We start from the raw sequence: 18132 nt of genomic DNA, 5'->3' as shown, positions 1-18132 counted from the left end.
CACTTGAATTGGGTGGGATTTAAAAGGCAGTGACGGGTCGAATTTTTGGCCTTGAATTTTATAACAGCGGAGCACAAATAATGATCCAAATGCAAACACAGCTAGACGTTGCTGATAACAGTGGCGCTCGACGCGTGCAATGTATTAAGGTCCTTGGTGGCTCGCACCGTCGCTATGCACGCATAGGGGACATCATTAAAGTTGCCGTTAAGGAAGCAATTCCTCGCGGTAAAGTTAAGAAAGGTGATGTTCTTACAGCGGTAGTGGTGCGCACTAAAAAGGGCGTACGTCGTTCAGATGGCTCAGCCATTCGTTTCGACGGCAACGCGGCAGTAATGTTAAATGCTAACTTACAGCCAATTGGTACTCGTATTTTCGGGCCAGTGACACGTGAATTAAGAACTGAAAAGTTCATGAAGATCGTTTCTCTAGCTCCAGAAGTACTATAAGGAGTCACGATAATGGCATCTAAAATTCGTCGTGATGATGAAGTAATCGTACTTGCAGGAAAAGACAAGGGCAAAACTGGTAAAGTTACTAAAGTTCTTGTAGAAGAAAGCAAAGTATTTGTTGAAGGCGTTAACTTAATCAAGAAACACCAAAAACCTGTACCTCAATTACAGCAAGCTGGTGGTATCGTTGAGAAAGAAGCACCTTTACATGTTTCAAACGTAGCGATCCTTAACCCTAAGACGGGTAAAGCTGATCGTGTAGGTTTTAGAGTTGAAGACGGCAAAAAAGTTCGTTTCTTCAAATCTAATAACGAATTAGTTTAATTATTGGAGTAAACGATGGCGAAACTGCATGATTTTTACAAAGATACCGTTGTAGCTGAGCTTCAAAAGAAGTTTGGTTATAAAAGTGTCATGCAAGTCCCTCGGATTGAAAAGATCACCCTTAACATGGGTGTTGGCGAAGCGATTTCTGATAAGAAAGTGCTTGAGCATGCCACGAATGATCTTACTGCAATCTCTGGTCAAAAGCCTGTTACGACTGTTGCGCGCAAATCTGTTGCGGGCTTCAAGATTCGTGAAGGTTACCCTATTGGCACAAAAGTAACTCTACGCGGCGAGCGTATGTGGGAATTCTTAGAGCGTTTAATCTCTATTTCTGTTCCACGTATTCGCGATTTCCGTGGCTTGAACCCTAAGTCGTTCGATGGCCGTGGTAATTACAGCATGGGCGTGAAAGAGCAAATCATCTTCCCAGAAATCGATTACGATAAAATCGATAAGATTCGTGGTATGGATATTACTATCACTACTACTGCGAATACTAACGAAGAAGGTCATGCTTTGCTTACTGCCTTTAACTTTCCGTTCAAGAAATAAGGTGTAGAGTTATGGCTAAATCGTCAATGAAAGCTCGTGAAGCAAAACGTGCAAAACTAGTCGCTCAGTATGCTGAAAAGCGTCGTGCGTTAAAAGAAATCATCTCTAATGTTAATTCTTCTGAAGAAGAGCGTTGGGATGCGGTATTAAAACTTCAAACTTTACCTCGTGATTCGAGTGCTTCACGTCAACGTAACCGTTGTAACGTGACAGGTCGTCCACATGGTTATTTACGCAAATTCGGTTTAAGCCGTATTAAATTGCGTGAGACTATGATGCGCGGTGAAGTTCCTGGTCTTAAGAAAGCTAGTTGGTAATTCACGGGAGTAAATGGTTATGATGACTGATCCTATCGCGGACATGTTTACACGCATCCGCAACGGTCAATCTGCAGCTAAAACTGCAGTAACAATGCCATCTTCTAAGGTTAAAGTTGCAATTGCTAACTTGCTTAAAGAAGAAGGTTATATTTCAGATTTTTCAGTTTCAGGTGATGCAAAGCCTGAGTTAACTGTTGCTTTGAAATATTTTGAAGGTAAAGAAGTAATTGAATCAATCAAACGTGTTTCACGTCCAGGTTTACGTGTATACAAAGGTCGCGATGAGCTTCCTCAAGTATTAGCGGGCATGGGTATTGCGATTGTTTCTACTTCTAAAGGTATGATGACGGATCGCGCCGCTCGCTCTGCGGGTCTTGGTGGCGAAATCATCGGTTTCGTAGCGTAAGGAGCTTAATATGTCTCGTGTTGCAAAAGCACCCGTAACTGTTCCTGCTGGCGTTACCGTTACGTTGTCAGGTCAAGACTTAACAGTTAAAGGTCCAATTGGCGAACTTTCTCACACTGTTCACAGCTTAGTTTCAGTTTCTCAAGAAGAAAACGAAATTAAAACAACAGTAGCTGAAGAAAGCAAAGCAGCTTGGGCACAAGCCGGTACTGCACGCGCTTTAATCAATAACATGATTCAAGGTGTTAGCACTGGTTTCACAAAAACATTAGTTTTAAACGGTGTTGGTTACCGTGCAAAAGCTGCGGGTAAATCTTTAGATTTATCTTTAGGTTTTTCACACCCTATTAGCCACGCAATTCCTGATGGAATTACTGTTGAAACTCCGAGCCAAACTGAAGTTGTACTTAAAGGTGCTGACAAGCAGTTGGTTGGTCAAGTAGCAGCGAACATTCGCGCTTACCGTAAGCCTGAGCCATACAAAGGTAAAGGTATTCGTTATAGCGATGAATATGTACGCCGTAAAGAAGCTAAGAAGAAGTAGGGTAATACGATGGATAAGAAAACATCTCGTTTACGCCGTGCAAAGCGTGCACGTGCTAAAATCAGCGAGCTGGGTGCGAATCGTTTAGTCGTTCACCGTACTCCTCGCCACATTTACGCGCAATTGATCGCACCGACTGGTTCTGAAGTAATCGCAGCAGCGTCTACTTTAGACAAAGAAGTTCGTGCTCAAGTAGAAAAAACAGGTAACGTAGCTGCAGCATCTGCTGTAGGTAAAGCGATTGCAGAACGTGCAAAAGCGAAAGGCATTGAGTCTGTAGCATTTGACCGCTCTGGTTTCCGTTATCATGGACGCGTAAAAGCGTTAGCAGAAGCAGCTCGTGAAGCTGGTCTTCAGTTCTAGGAGTTGATGATGGCTAATGTAGAAAATACACAACAACAAACTGATATGGCTGAAAAGCTAATCGCCGTTAACCGCGTATCAAAAGTGGTTAAAGGTGGTCGTATCTTCAGTTTTACGGCACTAACAGTAGTTGGTGACGGTAACGGCCGCGTTGGTTTTGGTTACGGTAAGGCACGTGAAGTACCTGCTGCTATCCAAAAGGCAATGGAAAAGGCTCGTCGTAACTTAGTAACGATTGACTTGAAGGGTACTACTCTTCAACACCCTATCAAGGGTCGTCATTCAGGTTCTAAAGTTTACATGCAACCAGCTTCAGAAGGTACAGGTATCATCGCCGGTGGCGCGATGCGTGCAGTACTAGAAGTGGCTGGCGTACAGAACGTATTGTCAAAAGCATACGGTTCTACTAACCCAATCAACGTAGTACGCGCTACAGTATCTGCTCTTGCGAACATGAAATCGCCTGAAGCTGTTGCTGCTAAGCGTGGTAAAAGCGTTGCAGATATCTTGGGGTAATTGAACATGGCTAAAACAGTAAAAGTAACTCAAGTTAAAAGCTCTATCGGTCGTTTACCGAAGCATAAAGCAACTTTGAGAGGTCTTGGTTTACGTCGTATCAATCATACAGTTGAGTTAGAAGATACTCCTTCTGTACGTGGTATGATTAATCAAGTATCTTACATGATCAAGGTGGAGGATTAATAATGCATTTAAATACTTTATCTCCTGCACCAGGCGCTAAGACAGCCAAGAAACGCGTAGGTCGTGGTATTGGTTCTGGCTTAGGTAAAACTGGTGGTCGTGGTCACAAAGGTCAGAAGTCTCGTTCTGGTGGTGGCGTACGTCCAGGTTTCGAAGGTGGTCAAATGCCATTGAAACAACGTTTACCTAAATTCGGTTTCACGTCGCGTAAAGCTTTAGTTCACGCTGAAGTACGTTTACATGAATTGAATAGCATTGAAGGTGATGTTGTCGATATTCATGCGCTTAAAAACGCTAACCTAGTGTCACGTAACATTGAGACAGCAAAAATCATGTTGTCTGGCGAAATTACTCGTCCTTTGACCGTTCGTGGCTTAGGTGTTACTAAAGGTGCTCGTGCAGCTATTGAAGCTGCCGGTGGCAAGATCGAGGAATAATACAGGTTATGGCTACACCAGGAATGGATAACAAAGGCGCAGGCGGTTTGTCTGAGCTAAAACAAAGATTATGGTTCGTATTCGTCGCGTTAATCGTGTTTCGTTTAGGTTCATTTGTGCCAATCCCTGGTATTGACGCCGCTGTATTAGCTCAGTTGTTTGAACAACAAAAGGGTACCCTAGTAGAAATGTTTAACATGTTCTCTGGTGGTGCTCTTGAGCGTGCCTCTGTATTGGCACTTGGTATTATGCCGTACATTTCAGCTTCAATTATTATGCAATTGCTTACTGTAGTTCATCCTGCAATGGCAGAGCTTAAAAAAGAAGGTGAAGCTGGACGTCGTAAAATCAGCCAATACACTCGCTACGGTACTTTGGTACTAGCGACAGTACAATCAATTGCAATCGCAAGAAGTTTACCTGGAATGATGCCTGGTCTAGTAATGGATGCAGGTTTCGGGTTCTATTTTGCAGCAGTTGTATCGCTAGTCACTGGAACAATGTTCTTAATGTGGTTAGGAGAGCAGATTACGGAACGAGGTATTGGTAACGGTATCTCAATCATAATTTTTGCTGGTATTGTTGCCGGTATGCCTTCTGCAATCGGTCAAACTGCAGAACAGGCACGTCAAGGTGAAATAAACGTATTAGTTCTATTGCTTATTGGAGCAATTGTGTTTGCCGTCACTTATTTTGTTGTATTTGTTGAGCGTGGTCAGCGTCGTATCGTTGTTAACTATGCAAAACGTCAACAAGGTCGTAAGGTTTTTGCTGCTCAGAGTACGCATTTACCGTTAAAGGTAAACATGGCGGGTGTAATCCCTCCAATTTTTGCTTCAAGTATCTTGCTATTCCCTGGCTCTATTGCTAGTTGGTTTGGACAGGGTGATGGTGTTGTTGCAGATGTATTACAGGAAATGTCTCTATTGATATCTCCAGGTCAACCTCTGTATGCAATGTTATTAGCAGTAGCGATAATATTCTTCTGTTTCTTTTATACCGCGTTGGTTTTTAACCCTCGTGAAACAGCAGATAACCTGAAAAAATCTGGCGCGTTTATTCCTGGGATTCGTCCTGGTGAGCAAACGTCTAAATACATTGACAAGGTAATGACTCGTTTAACCTTAGCGGGTGCGATGTATATTACATTTGTCTGTTTAGTTCCTGAGTTCATGAGACTCGCATGGGATGTACAGTTCTACTTTGGTGGAACATCGTTACTGATCATTGTTGTGGTTATTATGGACTTTATGGCACAAGTACAAACGCATTTGATGTCACATCAATATGACAATGTGCTTAAGAAAGCAAACCTTAAGGGCTATGGCCGCTAGGTTTAACGGAGTATAAAATGAAAGTTCGTGCATCCGTAAAAAAGATTTGCCGTAACTGTAAAGTTGTTAAGCGTGCTGGTGTTGTTCGTGTAATTTGTAGCGAACCTAAGCATAAGCAACGCCAAGGTTAATTATTAACCGAACAGCAAAATCTTTTAGATGTGGCATTATGTAGATTTTTCTGTATAATGCCGCTTCGCTTTGCAAAAAGAAGACAGGTTGAGTATCCTAACGGGCTTTTCAACCTGATGTAATTTTAATCTAGAATAGGAGATGTGTTAGTGGCCCGTATCGCTGGCATTAACATCCCTGATCGTAAGCATGCAGTAATTGCCATTACTGCCATCTACGGTATCGGTGCAACTCGTGCAAAAGCAATTTGCGCAGCTGCTGGTATCGCAGAAACTACTAAGATCAGTGAATTAGACGAAGCTCAAATTGATTTGCTTCGTGCTGAAGTGGATAAGTACACTGTTGAAGGTGACTTACGCCGTGAAGTTTCAATGAACATCAAGCGTCTTATGGACCTTGGCTGTTTTCGTGGCATTCGCCATCGTCGCAGTCTTCCTCTACGTGGTCAACGCACTAAAACAAATGCGCGTACCCGTAAGGGTCCTCGTAAGCCAATTAAGAAGTAACGAGGGGATAGACAATGGCTAAAACACCAGTTCGTACGCGTAAGCGCGTAAAAAAACAAGTTGCTGATGGCATGGCGCATATCCATGCATCTTTCAACAACACAATCGTAACTCTTACCGACCGTCAAGGTAATGCGTTATCTTGGGCAACTGCCGGTGGTTCAGGTTTCCGTGGTTCACGTAAATCTACTCCATTTGCTGCTCAAGTTGCAGCAGACCGTGCTGGTAAAGCTGCGCAAGAGTTTGGTTTGAAGAATATTGAAGTGTTCGTTAAAGGTCCAGGTCCAGGTCGTGAATCTGCAATCCGTGCCTTAAATGCTGCTGGTTTTAAAATCACCAACATTACTGACGTAACACCTATTCCTCATAATGGTTGTCGTCCGCCTAAAAAGCGTCGCGTTTAATTGGCACTTTATAGGATAGTTGGAGAAAGAACATGGCAAGATATTTAGGTCCTAAACTAAAGCTTAGCCGCCGCGAAGGAACAGATTTGTTCCTTAAAAGTGGTGTACGAGCGATAGACACTAAATGTAAATTCGAAATGATTCCAGGTCAGCACGGCGCGCGTCGCGGTCGTTTATCTGACTACGGTATTCAACTTCGTGAAAAACAAAAAGTTCGTCGTATTTACGGCGTGCTAGAGAAGCAATTCCGTAACTACTACAAAGAAGCTGCACGTTTAAAAGGCAATACAGGTGAAAACTTGTTGCAACTTTTAGAAAAACGTTTAGATAATGTAGTTTATCGTATGGGTTTTGCTAGTACACGTGCAGAAGCTCGTCAGCTAGTTAGCCATAAAGCGATTTTAGTTAACGGTAAAGTTGTAAATATTCCATCTTTCACTGTTAAAGCTGAAGATGTTGTTTCTATTCGTGAGAAATCTAAGACTCAAGCGCGTATTATCGCTGCTTTAGAATTAGCTGAGCAACGTGAGAAACCAGTCTGGGTTGAAGTAGATAATAAGAAAATGGAAGGCGTTTTCAAACGTATTCCAGAGCGTTCAGATTTATCTGCTGAGATTAATGAACAGTTGATTGTTGAACTTTACTCTAAGTAAAGTAGCATTTTAAAGAGAGGACATAATGCAGGGTTCCGTAACCGAATTCCTAAGACCACGATTGGTTGATATTGACACCGTTAGCCCAACTCGTTCTAGAGTTACTTTAGAGCCATTGGAGCGTGGTTTTGGTCACACTTTAGGTAATGCCTTACGTCGCATTTTACTATCTTCTATGCCAGGTTGTGCTGTAACGGAAGTAGAAATAGACGGCGTATTACATGAGTACAGTAGTAAAGAAGGTGTTCAAGAAGACATCATTGAAATACTGTTAAACCTTAAAGGACTTGCTATTGGTTTAGAAGGCAAAAATGAAGCAGTTCTTACCTTAACTAAGTCAGGTGAAGGCCCTGTTACGGCAGCTGATATCCAGCATGATGGTGATGTGACTATCGCAAATCCAGAGCATGTTATCTGTCACTTAACTGGTGATGGTTCTATCAGCATGCGCATTAAAGCTGAAATGGGTCGTGGTTACGTTCCTGCGTCAGCTCGTCGCGAAGCCGAAGAAGAAGATCGTGCAATTGGACGTTTGTTGGTTGACGCTTCATTTAGTCCTGTTGTTCGAATTGCTTATGATGTCGATTCTGCGCGTGTTGAACAACGCACAGATTTAGATAAATTAGTTTTAGATATGGAAACCAATGGTACATTGGATCCGGAAGAAGCTATTCGTCGCGCTTCTACGATACTAGCAGAACAGCTAGATGCTTTCGTAGAACTACGTGATGTGACTGAAGTTGAGCAAAAAGAGGAAAAACCTCTATTTGATCCAATTTTATTACGTCCAGTTGACGATCTAGAACTAACTGTTCGTTCGGCTAACTGTTTAAAAGCAGAAGCAATTCAGTATATTGGTGATTTAGTACAGCGTGCTGAAGTAGAACTTCTTAAAACACCTAACTTAGGTAAGAAGTCTCTCACTGAAATTAAAGACGTGTTAGCGTCTCGTGGCTTATCTTTAGGTATGCGCCTAGAGAACTGGCCACCAGAAAGCATTGCTGATAACGACTAAGTCGGTCATCATTTTTTAATAGTTGAGATAAGGATTAACTTATGCGTCATCGTAAAAGCGGTCGCCAGTTAAACCGTAATAGCAGTCATCGCCAGGCGATGTTCCGCAATATGGCAAGCTCTTTAGTTAAGCACGGTGTTATTAAAACAACGGTAGCTAAAGCTAAAGAACTACGTCGCGTTGTTGAGCCATTAATTACATTGGCCAAAACCGACAGTGTAGCAAATCGTCGTTTAGCGTTTGCTCGTACCCGTGATCAAGAAGTTGTTGGTATTTTATTTAACGAACTTGGTGAGCGTTACCAAGAACGTCCAGGTGGTTATACGCGTATTTTAAAATGCGGTTACCGTACTGGTGATAAAGCACCTATGGCTTACATTGAACTTGTTGACCGTCCAGCGGTTGAAGAAACTACTGAAGTAGTTGAAGAAGCAAGTGCAGAAGCTTAATTAAGCTATGTAATCACTTAAAAACGGAGCTAAGGCTCCGTTTTTTTTTGTCAAAATACGTTATCGACTTGACCTTTTAACGCGTAACTCGTATAAAAAAAGGCCTACTAATTTAAGGCAACGCTATATGTCTTCAAGAAATCCTATCATTGCGGTTACTGGTTCTTCTGGTGCTGGTACTTCTTCGACGATTGAGTCATTCGAGCATATCTTTAGATCCTTAAATATAAATGCAGCAAAAGTTGAAGGCGATAGCTTCCATCGTTATTCACGTCAAGAAATGGATCTTGAAAAACGAAAGGCTAAAACGGGTGGTAAAAGTATTAGCTATTTTGGTGATGTTGCGAATGATTTTGATGCACTGGAGAGACTATTTAGTAGTTACTCTGAAACAGGCCAAGGAAAAATAAGGCGGTATCTACATACGTTTGATGAGGCCGTCCCCTATAACCAAATGCCGGGAACTTTTACCCCTTGGGAGGCATTAGGAGAAGGAACAGATTTACTATTTTATGAAGGCCTTCATGGGGGCGTTGTTACTGAAAAAAATGATGTAGCACGTCATGTAGATTTGTTGATTGGTATGGTGCCGATAGTTAATTTGGAATGGATACAAAAAATTATCCGAGATACTAATAAACGAGGGCATTCTCGAGAAGCGGTAACAATGAGTATTGTTAGGAGCATGGAGGATTACATTTCTTTTATTACGCCACAGTTTTCTAGAACGCATATCAATTTTCAGCGAGTGCCAACGGTTGATACTTCGAATCCATTCAGTGCTAAGGCGATACCGAGTCTTGACGAGAGTTTTGTCGTAATAAGATGTCGAGATGGCATTCAAGTAGACTTCCCATATTACCTGAGAATGATCCAGGGCTCATTTATGTCAAGAGTCAATACTTTAGTGGTACCAGGTGGTAAAATGGGATTAGCAATGGAACTGATGCTAACCCCTATGATCCAAGATTTAATGGATAAAAAGAGAGCGGCAGATCAACAAATTGATTGGATGAGCGATCTCTAAAAGTTGGTTATTGCTGTTTAATCTCAAAGTCATGGCTAATATTAACGGCTTTGTTTAACATCATTGCCACTGAACAATATTTATCAGCTGACATTTTAACTGCTTTGTCCACTTGTTTTGGATTTACCTCATTGCCAATAACAATAAAATGTAGGTGGATATCAGAAAATACTCTGGGAACAGTATCGACTCTCGTTGAAGTGATTTCAACAATGCAATCTTTTACCTCTTGCCTTGTTTTTTTTAGGATACTCACCACATCAACTGAAGAACAGCAGCCAAGTGACAAAAGAATATTTTCCAATGGGCTTGGTGCTTCTTTACCTCCATTGGCATCAAAAACTACACTATGACCACTTTCAGAGGTACCAAGAAACTTTTCGTCGGATATCCAGCGAACTTCTGCTTTCATAATTGCTCTCGTAGTAAAACGTTAAAATATTAAGGTTGGGTTATGATAAAAATTGATGGTGAATTTCAGTATCGAATAAGTTTTTTATTAATAATGCGAATTCTTTTATGAATTCTTTTTGCTGTGGTGTTACTTTGTTATTAACGACACCGGATAGAATTTCTTCGAGATCATAAACAATAGCATCAACTTCTCGAATAATGGTATTTCTTTGATTAAATGATAACGCTTCATTTTGACTACATACCAAAATGATTTGGTTACTAAGCTCTTCTTCAATCGTTGCCATAACGGTATCAGTCACACTAACATCGCTATTAACGTTTTCGAACAAACTGAGGTGTTCAGTTAAGTATTCGATAATATGTACGTAGCCTTCTGTGTCAGTAACCATAATATAACTATCTAAAGAATCATAAACCCTACTCTACCTTCAACTATGTCTAGTAATCAAGTAGAAGCTTTTAAACAGTAGTAACTTTTAAGATTATCGCATAGCAACACATTCTTTGAAGAAGTTTAGCTGCGCTGCAGTAAATTAATGCTATGTAAGTTGTAAAACAACTTATCACGTAATAGTTATTTCATGATAGTTACATTCTTTTCAATTTTTAAAATTAAACATAGGTGCATTTTTAGCTTATTTTCCAAAAAAATCGTAAAGAAAAATATCCAAAATTAGCTCGTTATTTTTCAAATCTTTAAAATATGCTTTATTTTCAAAGGTTAATCTTTTGTCAAACTGTGAAAGGACATGAATATTGAATATAAGATGATATACATTTACATGTTGATCTTTTTAAGAACTCAGGCAGAATGTAAAACTGTTGTTACCGGATGTAACAATTCTTAATATTTATTTAACCAAATAATAAAAACATCCAATAGTTCAGAGGGAAACATAATATGAAACATAATCTAACTAAGACTTTTAGAACCTCAATAACCGCTGCAGCAGTAGCGATGTCGTTGAGTGCAGCAATGCCAGCGATGGCCAATGATGGCTTTATCGTTGGTAAATCTGTTACTCAAGAGGGTACTGTTTTAGGTAATGTAACGGTTACAATCACAAATTTAACAACAGGGTTAACTCGTACTGTTGTGACAGATGCGCAAGGTAAATATAGATTTCCGTTACTACCAGCGGGTAGTTATACCCTAGAGGCTAAGAAAGACGGCTTTTTAGTTCTTAAAGAAGAAAATTTACAAGTTAAACCAGTTGGTTCGACCACCGTAGATCTAACACTTGAAAGTGGCGATGTTGAGCGCATTACCGTATCGGGCGCGGTTGTTTCGACGATTGATGTAGCATCTAGTGAATCTCAGTTGGTTGTTGACGTAGAATATTTAAATAAAGTGCCTGTTTCGCGAGACGTAACATCTGTTGCTTTACTAGCGCCTGGCACTGTCGCTGGTGACGAAGATTTCGGTAACTTTGCATCTTTTGGTGGTTCATCGGTTGGTGAAAATACATATTACGTTAATGGTATCAACACAACTAACTTCCGTAACGGTTTAGGTGGCTCTGAGTTGCCATTTGAAATGTATAAATCTTTTGAAGTTAAAACTGGTGGTTATTCGGCTGAGTTTGGTCGTTCAACGGGCGGTGTTGTCAATGCTGTAACCAAAAGCGGTAGTAATGAGTTTAAATTTGGAGCTAGCGCATATTTTGAGCCAGAAGGCCTTCGTGCACATCAACCAGATGTCTTCCGCACTTCTGCTGAAAATGTTGAAGAAGCAGGGACAGAATACTATATCGTAAATAATCGTGATAAAGTAGGTTCTACTAACTTCAATATATGGGCGAGTGGTGCCTTAATTGAAGATGAATTATTCTTCTTTGGCCTAGTAAACCAAGAAAATCGAGATTCTGACTACGCTACTACTGCTGTTTTCTATGATAGAGAAGCAAGTGATACCTTATATGCGTTGAAGCTAGATTGGTATATCACCGACGATCATATTTTAGAATTCACAGGTTGGGATAATGGTTCAGACTTGGAAGGTACTAAATGGGAGTATAACGCAGGTCTGGATAGCACTTACGAAAACTGGGGTGATTTTATCCAAGAGCGTGGTGGTAAAACTTATGGTTTAAAGTATACCGGTATCCTAACCGATGACTTAACAATTAGCGCTCAATACTCTATAAATGAGGCAAGTTATAGTAACTTGAATGCTGGCCCTAACCCATTAGGTGATAAACCAGCAGTTTACGAGTTATACACGCTTAAAGAGTTCGGTGCATACGGTTTAAATACACCAACTGTTCAAAGAGACAAGAGAACAGCTTTCCGCTTCGATGTTGATTGGTATGTTCACGATGATCATACCTTACGTTTCGGTATTGATTATGAAGACATGGACGCAGAAGAAGATACCTCTCGCTCTGGTGGTGTAGCGTATCAATACGAAGATTGTGATACAGATCTTTTAGCTCAAAATATCCTAGATTGTGATACCGTACAGCAAGAGTTTTATATCAATAATGGTGACTTTAATACCAAGTCTTCAGCGTTTTACATTGAAGATCTATGGCAGGTAACTGACGACGTCGTTGCTCGAATCGGTTTACGTAATGAGTCATTTGAAAACTATAATAAAGCAGGTGAAAAGTTTGTTGATGTTTCTGATCAGTGGGCACCTCGCTTAGGATTAAGTTGGGACGTCGATGGTGACGGAAACAGTAAGTTTTTTGCTAACTATGGCCGATACTTCCTACCTGTCGCAACGAACACTAACGTACGTTTAGCGGGTGATGAGTTGTATACACGTCAATACTTTTCTGTAGAAAGTATTAATGATGATTACACGCCAAATTTCGTTCCAGGCAGCGGCCAAACTAAGTCAGTATTCTCTTATGGTACGCTTAAAAACACCGCAGAAACTGTTAACGCAGACCTTGACCCTATGTATCAAGATGAGGTTATCTTGGGTTATGAAGGTGCAATTAATGATTCTTGGAGTTTTGGCATCAAAGGGACATGGCGTAAACTCGGTAGTTCACTTGAAGATGTGGCAATCGACGCTGGCTTTAACTCAATGCTTGAGAGAGAGTTTGGGTCTTCTTGTACTGTTTGTTCAGGCTTCCATTACTATGTGCTTACTAACCCAGGTCAAGACATCACAATTACAACTGACCCGGATAAAAAACGTAATGATGATGGAACATATACAAATGGCCCATTACCATTAGATACATACACTATTACAGCTGATGATCTAGGCTACCCAGAAGCAAAACGTAAATATGTTTCATGGGATCTAACCATAGATCGTGCTTGGGACGATAAGTGGATGTATAGCTTTACCTATACATGGTCACATACTTGGGGTAACAATGAAGGTTTTGTTCGTTCAGATAATGACCAAACTGACTCTGGTTTAACCACTAACTTTGACCAACCAGGCCTAGTAGATGGTGCTTATGGTAACTTACCAAACGATCGTCGTCATGCGGTTAAAATGAATGGTGCATACAGCGTTACAGAAGACTTCCGTTTAGGTTTTAATTTCAATTGGACACAGGGTCGCCCACTAAACGCTTTTGGTTACCATCCAACAGATGCATTTGCTTCTGCATATGATGCTGCATCGTTTGTTAAAGATGGTCAGTTAGTAACTCGTGGCTCTGAAGGTCGTACGCCAAACACGTGGAGCTTGGATTTATCAGCAAACTACGATTTATACTTTAGTGATACTAAAGTGACGTTACGTGCTGATATCTTTAATGTCACTAATAATGACAAACCAGTTCAAGTTGACGAGTTGAATGAACGTAATGCAGGTTGGGTACCTTATGCTGATAGTCCATTTGATTATATTAAAAGTGGTGAACCTAACCCTACTTATGGCCTACCAACAGCGTTCCAACGTCCACGCTATGTACGTTTCAGTGTATCAGCTGAGTTCTAGTTAGTCTGACACAACGCCTATTTATTTGGACTTTTTAAACGCATAAATAGGTTATAATATATTTAAACCCCATCACATGTGATGGGGTTTTTCTATTGCTCAGGCTAAAACTATCTACTGTTATTTTGAGCGTATTTATACAGTTTAATAACGCGTAATCCGAAAATCAGCTGGTGCTAAATACTCACTTTTCACAGACTGGGGGTTAGCGCACTTAAAAGTGCAATCATGTGACTTTTATATAGATAAATCCACTTGTAAATAACAGCCTGATAATGCGGTAGAAAGCAAAGGTCTCAATACAAAACGAGGTTACATCAAAAGATCAAAATGTGGAGTTTCAATATAAGTTACCATATTTTATGAAGGCATATAAAGTCGGCACTACACCGAAACAAAAGTCATACATGGTTTAATTATTTAATTGCTAAGTTGTGCAAATGTACCTTAATTAACTTTTTAATAACATGAATTATTCCCCTAAGGTGATTTAAATTAAAATCAACTTCAGTTAAAGATATAAGAGTTAGCTATAAGCATTGTTATGAACAGAACGTTTATATTCTAAACATGAAAAAAAGAATGTTTACACAAAAAGGCCTTTTACCCCTTGTCAGCTTATAATTCGCTTTCTTACCTAAAGAATCTGCTCATTGATAGTCAATATTATTAACAATTTAGTTAGTCTTGCCGACACTCCATTTTTGAGTAATCCTTCAGTTTATATTTGTAAATCTAATTTCTGACGATTACGACAATGTGCTATTAATAAATTTAAATGTAAATATTTTTTACAGATTTTCATTATTTTTTTTACATCCTATAAACAAAATTATCGGTTTGTCCAAAAATATAATTCATTAGTTTGTAAATTTTAATATACAAAAACATTTAAAACTTATTTTAATTGTTGTTTTTATTGGTTATTTTTATTTTATTTTGTTCTGCTCTATAAAGGTTTTACTGATCGTGAATTGTTGATATTTTTTCTTTTATGTGCGAGATTGAAGAATGTTGTAGCACATTGATACAAATTTTTACTTTTTTGTAAACGGTCTGCAATATTTTTTAGTTTAAACCTTATAAAAAAAACAACACCCAATAGTTCAGAGAGAAACATAATATGAAACATAATCTAACTAAAACGTTCAAACATTCTGTTACTGCTGCTGCAGTGGCTATGTCTTTGAGCGCTGCCATGCCAGCGATGGCAAACGATGGTTATATTGTCGGTAAGTCTATTTCGGCTGAAGGCACAACACTAGGTAATGTAACCGTTACTATTACTAACAAAACAACTGGTTTGACTCGTACTGTTGTTACAGATGCTCAAGGTAACTACCGATTCCCGTTGTTACCTGCTGGTAATTATTCATTAGAAGCAAAGAAAGATGGCTTCTTAGTATTAAAGCAAGAAAACTTAAAAGTTAAGCCAGTAGGTTCTACTACTGTTGACATTACAATGGAAAGCGGCGACGTTGAGCGCATCACCGTTACAGGTGCGGTTGTTTCTACTATTGACGTAGCATCAAGTGAATCACAATTAGTGGTTGATGTTGAGTACTTAAACAAAGTTCCAGTTTCTCGTGATGTAACTTCTGTTGCTCTTTTAGCGCCAGGTACAATCTCAGGTGATGATGACTTTGGTAACTTAGCCTCTTTCGGTGGCTCTTCAGTTGGTGAGAATACTTACTATGTGAATGGTATTAACACAACTAACTTCCGTAACGGTTTAGGTGGTTCTGAATTACCATTTGAGATGTACAAGTCTTTCGAAGTTAAAACTGGTGGTTACTCAGCTGAATTTGGTCGTTCAACTGGTGGTGTTGTTAATGCTGTAACTAAGAGTGGTACTAATGAATTCAAATGGGGTGTAAGTGCATATTTCGAACCTGATTCAATGCGTGCTAAGTCTCCTGATACTTTCCGTACAGACCCTGACAACATTGAAGAAGCTGGTTCAGAATATTACATCGTTAACAAAAAAGACAACTACGGTGAGTCTGATATTAACTTATGGGCTAGTGGTGCATTAATTGAAGATAAACTCTTTTTCTTTGGTTTATTAAACCAAAACATGCGTGACCGTGATTACGCTACTAGTAGTGCAATCTATGATCGTGAAGCTAACGATACGCTATATGCGTTAAAATTAGACTGGTACATCACTGATGACCATATCTTAGAATTTACAGGTTGGGACAATAGTTCTGATTTAGAAACGACTAAGAACCTTTATAACCCAGATACAGACACAACAGGTGAGTGGTATGGTGATTATATCCTTGCTCGCGGTGGCAAAACATGGGGCTTAAAATATACGGGTATTTTAACTGATGACTTGACAGTTAGTGCTCAGTATTCAATTAACGAAGCAAGCTACTCAAACTTAAACCAAGGTGCTAACCCAATTGGTGATAAGGCAGCTATTTATGAGCGCTTCTCCCTACGTGAGTTTGGCTCATTTGGTTTATTCACGCCATCAGTTCAAGAAGATAAGCGTACGGCATTCCGTGTAGACGTTGATTGGTATGTTCACGATGACCACACATTACGTTTTGGTATCGACTATGAAGATATGGACGCTTCAGAAAACACTTCTCGTGCAGGTGGTGTAGCGTGGCGTTATCAAGGTTGTGATACTGACTTGTTAGAACAGGGTACTCTAGATTGTACTCAAGTTCGTCAAGAGTTTTATGTGAACAATGGTGACTTCACAACTAAATCAAACGCGTTTTATATTGAAGATACATGGCAAGTAACTGATAACTTGGTAGCTCGTCTTGGTTTACGTAACGAGTCATTCGAAAACTACAACAAAGCTGGTGACAAGTTTGTAGATGTTACTGATCAGTGGGCGCCACGAGTTGGCCTTTCTTGGGATATCGCAGGTGACGGTGAAAGTAAAGTTTACGCTAACTATGGTCGTTATTTCTTACCTGTTGCCACTAACACAAATGTGCGTTTAGCAGGTGATGAATTATATACACGCCAATTATTCGACGTAGAAAGCATTAACGCTGACTTTACACCTAATGTTGTTCCAGGCAGCGGTGGACAGATGACAGTATACGGTGATGGTACGTTGAAAAATACTGCCGAAACTGTTAATGCTGATCTTGATCCTATGTATCAAGATGAATACATCTTAGGTTTTGAGCAAGTACTAGCTGACAACTGGAGCTGGGGTATTAAGGGTACTTACCGTAACTTAGGTAGCTCTTTGGAAGATATCGCGATTGATGCTGGCTTTAACTCAATGATTGAGAGAGAGTTTGGGTCTTCTTGTACTGCTTGTTCAGGATTCCACTACTATGTATTAACTAACCCAGGACAAGATGTAACCATCACAACTGATCCGGATAATAAACGTAATGATGACGGTACATATACAAACGGCCCATTACCGTTAGATACTTACACTATTACCGCTGATGAGCTAGGTTATCCAGAAGCTGAGCGTCAATACGCAGCTGTTGATGTAACGTTAGGCCGTGCTTGGAATGATGATTGGATGTACAGCTTTACTTACACTTGGTCACATTCTTGGGGTAACAACGAAGGCTTCGTACGCTCTGATAACGACCAAGACGATTCTGGCTTAACCACGAACTTTGACCAACCGGGCTTAGTTGATGGTGCATCTGGTAACTTACCAAATGACCGTCGTCATGCGGTTAAAATGACAGGTGCTTACCAAGTCATGGAAAACTTCACTGTTGGTGCTAACTTCCGTTGGATCCAAGGTCGTCCACTTAATGCGTTTGGTGTTCACCCAACAGATATATTCGCATCTTGGTATGGCGTAGCTTCATTCGTTAAAGATGGTGAAATCGTTAAGCGTGGTTCACAAGGTCGTACGCCGAATGAGTGGACATTAGACTTATCAGCGTCTTATGACTACTACTTGAACGACAACAAAATCACGTTCAGAGCAGACGTCTATAATGTATTCAATAACGATTCTGCGACCCAGTTGAATGAAGAGAACGAGCGTTGGGCTGGTTATGCAGGTGCTGACCGTGGTTACATCGGTACAGGTGAACCAAACCCAACTTATAACTTAGCAACGTCGTACCAAACGCCACGTTATGTACGTTTCAGTGTTTCTGCTGAATTCTAATAACCGGTATGGTTTGACCTAAGAAGTTAGGTTACTATCAATATGAAAAAGCCTCGTAA

The 18132-nt window shown here is 40.1% G+C and carries 22 protein-coding genes; 20 read left to right on the top strand and 2 right to left on the bottom strand.

Features of this window, described 5'->3' with window-relative positions:
* The first annotated feature begins 80 nt into the window (after positions 1-80).
* From rplN to ACSLUH_RS11730, 18 genes are all read left to right on the top strand, one after another.
* On the top strand, positions 81-449 hold the full coding sequence (gene rplN, locus ACSLUH_RS11815) for a 50S ribosomal protein L14 (protein ID WP_448567207.1): 369 nt from the start codon (positions 81-83) through the stop codon (positions 447-449).
* Positions 450-461: 12 nt separating this feature from the next.
* The gene (gene rplX / locus ACSLUH_RS11810) at positions 462-776 is read left to right on the top strand and encodes a 50S ribosomal protein L24 (protein ID WP_448567205.1); all 315 of its coding nucleotides are present in this window, start codon (positions 462-464) and stop codon (positions 774-776) included.
* A gap of 15 nt (positions 777-791) precedes the next feature.
* Positions 792-1331: a 50S ribosomal protein L5 gene (rplE, locus tag ACSLUH_RS11805; protein WP_448567203.1), complete on the top strand. Its 540-nt coding sequence runs from the start codon at positions 792-794 to the stop codon at positions 1329-1331.
* An 11-nt stretch (positions 1332-1342) separates the two neighbouring features.
* The gene (gene rpsN, locus ACSLUH_RS11800; RefSeq protein WP_448567202.1) at positions 1343-1648 is read left to right on the top strand and encodes a 30S ribosomal protein S14; all 306 of its coding nucleotides are present in this window, start codon (positions 1343-1345) and stop codon (positions 1646-1648) included.
* A 19-nt stretch (positions 1649-1667) separates the two neighbouring features.
* A complete protein-coding gene (gene rpsH / locus ACSLUH_RS11795) occupies positions 1668-2057 on the top strand; it encodes a 30S ribosomal protein S8 (RefSeq protein WP_448567200.1) in 390 nt (129 codons plus the stop codon).
* Between the two features lie 10 nt (positions 2058-2067).
* Complete coding sequence (rplF, locus tag ACSLUH_RS11790) at positions 2068-2601, top strand: 50S ribosomal protein L6 (protein ID WP_448567198.1); 534 nt, start codon at positions 2068-2070, stop codon at positions 2599-2601.
* A gap of 9 nt (positions 2602-2610) precedes the next feature.
* Positions 2611-2964 (top strand): 50S ribosomal protein L18, encoded by a 354-nt coding sequence (gene rplR, locus ACSLUH_RS11785; RefSeq protein WP_448567196.1) that lies wholly within the window; start codon positions 2611-2613, stop codon positions 2962-2964.
* 9 nt (positions 2965-2973) lie between these two features.
* The gene (rpsE, locus tag ACSLUH_RS11780) at positions 2974-3480 is read left to right on the top strand and encodes a 30S ribosomal protein S5 (protein WP_184425359.1); all 507 of its coding nucleotides are present in this window, start codon (positions 2974-2976) and stop codon (positions 3478-3480) included.
* Positions 3481-3486: 6 nt separating this feature from the next.
* Entirely contained in the window at positions 3487-3666 is a 180-nt protein-coding gene (rpmD, locus tag ACSLUH_RS11775) for a 50S ribosomal protein L30 (protein WP_448567194.1), read from the top strand.
* 2 nt (positions 3667-3668) lie between these two features.
* Positions 3669-4103, top strand: coding sequence for a 50S ribosomal protein L15 (rplO, locus tag ACSLUH_RS11770; RefSeq protein WP_448567192.1), 435 nt, complete (start codon positions 3669-3671; stop codon positions 4101-4103).
* Between the two features lie 8 nt (positions 4104-4111).
* Positions 4112-5437: a preprotein translocase subunit SecY gene (secY, locus tag ACSLUH_RS11765; protein ID WP_448567190.1), complete on the top strand. Its 1326-nt coding sequence runs from the start codon at positions 4112-4114 to the stop codon at positions 5435-5437.
* A 17-nt stretch (positions 5438-5454) separates the two neighbouring features.
* Positions 5455-5568, top strand: a complete 114-nt coding sequence (rpmJ, locus tag ACSLUH_RS11760; protein WP_009839384.1) for a 50S ribosomal protein L36 — start codon at positions 5455-5457, stop codon at positions 5566-5568.
* A 150-nt stretch (positions 5569-5718) separates the two neighbouring features.
* Positions 5719-6075 carry a 30S ribosomal protein S13 gene (rpsM, locus tag ACSLUH_RS11755; RefSeq protein ID WP_284244777.1) on the top strand — a complete coding sequence of 119 codons (357 nt, stop codon included), beginning with the start codon at positions 5719-5721 and terminating at the stop codon, positions 6073-6075.
* Between the two features lie 14 nt (positions 6076-6089).
* A complete protein-coding gene (rpsK, locus tag ACSLUH_RS11750) occupies positions 6090-6479 on the top strand; it encodes a 30S ribosomal protein S11 (protein WP_076420861.1) in 390 nt (129 codons plus the stop codon).
* Positions 6480-6511: 32 nt separating this feature from the next.
* A complete protein-coding gene (gene rpsD, locus ACSLUH_RS11745; protein ID WP_448567187.1) occupies positions 6512-7132 on the top strand; it encodes a 30S ribosomal protein S4 in 621 nt (206 codons plus the stop codon).
* 25 nt (positions 7133-7157) lie between these two features.
* Positions 7158-8147: a DNA-directed RNA polymerase subunit alpha gene (locus tag ACSLUH_RS11740; RefSeq protein WP_448567185.1), complete on the top strand. Its 990-nt coding sequence runs from the start codon at positions 7158-7160 to the stop codon at positions 8145-8147.
* Positions 8148-8188: 41 nt separating this feature from the next.
* Entirely contained in the window at positions 8189-8596 is a 408-nt protein-coding gene (gene rplQ, locus ACSLUH_RS11735; RefSeq protein WP_448567183.1) for a 50S ribosomal protein L17, read from the top strand.
* Positions 8597-8723: 127 nt separating this feature from the next.
* Entirely contained in the window at positions 8724-9623 is a 900-nt protein-coding gene (locus ACSLUH_RS11730; protein ID WP_448567182.1) for a phosphoribulokinase, read from the top strand.
* A gap of 7 nt (positions 9624-9630) precedes the next feature.
* Here the strand turns inward: ACSLUH_RS11730 and ACSLUH_RS11725 are convergent, their stop codons facing one another.
* Entirely contained in the window at positions 9631-10035 is a 405-nt protein-coding gene (locus ACSLUH_RS11725) for an OsmC family protein (RefSeq protein WP_448567180.1), read from the bottom strand.
* A gap of 40 nt (positions 10036-10075) precedes the next feature.
* Entirely contained in the window at positions 10076-10429 is a 354-nt protein-coding gene (locus ACSLUH_RS11720) for a DUF3802 family protein (RefSeq protein ID WP_448567178.1), read from the bottom strand.
* Between the two features lie 512 nt (positions 10430-10941).
* Here ACSLUH_RS11720 and ACSLUH_RS11715 point away from each other — a divergent pair.
* Both ACSLUH_RS11715 and ACSLUH_RS11710 read left to right on the top strand, forming a co-directional pair.
* A complete protein-coding gene (locus ACSLUH_RS11715) occupies positions 10942-13950 on the top strand; it encodes a TonB-dependent receptor (RefSeq protein WP_448567176.1) in 3009 nt (1002 codons plus the stop codon).
* Between the two features lie 1123 nt (positions 13951-15073).
* Positions 15074-18073 carry a TonB-dependent receptor gene (locus ACSLUH_RS11710; RefSeq protein ID WP_448567174.1) on the top strand — a complete coding sequence of 1000 codons (3000 nt, stop codon included), beginning with the start codon at positions 15074-15076 and terminating at the stop codon, positions 18071-18073.
* Positions 18074-18132 lie beyond the last annotated feature (59 nt).

Source organism: Thalassotalea ganghwensis (genome assembly GCF_053485795.1).
The sequence above is the reverse complement of the archived record's forward strand: the minus strand, read 5'-3'. Positions and strand labels throughout refer to the sequence as shown.